A 787-nucleotide genomic window follows, 5' to 3' on the forward strand; every position below is an offset into this window, starting at 1 on the left:
GGGTTATTATCACGTATGGATTATTTGAATCGTTTGTAAACTGCACAATCATGCAAGCAAGCCAATTATTGCTTCCGCCATCTACGAACAACAACATCCTGTCATCATCTTTGTCTAACCAAAACATATGCATGTCCTGCTGATACCTTCCCGATGACCCCGATGAACGCAGTAGCTTAGTCCAATCTTTCGTAATTGACATATCGCTGTAATTAACTGATACTTGTACAAGCACTGTGTCATAGGAAGATTTTCCAGAAGAATAATACTGTCCATACCCGATAATGATTTTTCCGTTAGTCCTACATGACATATCTAATGCTCCTACAGGTCCTACATACCCTAAGTCCAGCACTGTGGATTTCGTTAGCGAACGTGTATCATCGTCCAATGTAACGATGTAAACATATATATGCCCATAAGTAGTACCCGCACCCGTGGCCCCACTTTCCGTTATCGCATACGCAACAGCTACATGGGTATCGTCAATTTCACACTGTTTTATAATCGCTGTTTTTCTTGCACCTGGTACTGCTGAAAATGCATAGCTATTGTCAATCCGCTGTACAAAATTTCCAGATTCAATATCAGCATCTGTGCTATATCCAAGTAGTTCAATACCATTTCTTATGTTTATTCCACCACCGCCACCTATAATTTTCGCCTTTCCCATAATTAAACTCCTGTAAATCTTACGTTAATATCAATTTCCGGTATTTCCAGCGCCTTAGCAATCACATATCCGTCAAATGTTTCACACTCCATAATCAGTCCAAATGCCGCCCGC

General features: G+C 40.7%; 1 protein-coding gene. It reads right to left on the reverse strand.

Annotated features, from left to right (window positions below):
- A partial coding sequence (locus D1841_RS17380; protein WP_166554320.1) for a hypothetical protein occupies positions 1-673 on the reverse strand: 673 nt, incomplete at its 3' end.
- Between the last annotated feature and the right edge of the window lie 114 nt (positions 674-787).

Source organism: Neglectibacter sp. X4, from assembly GCF_009917365.1.
GTDB lineage: Bacteria > Bacillota > Clostridia > Oscillospirales > Acutalibacteraceae > Acutalibacter.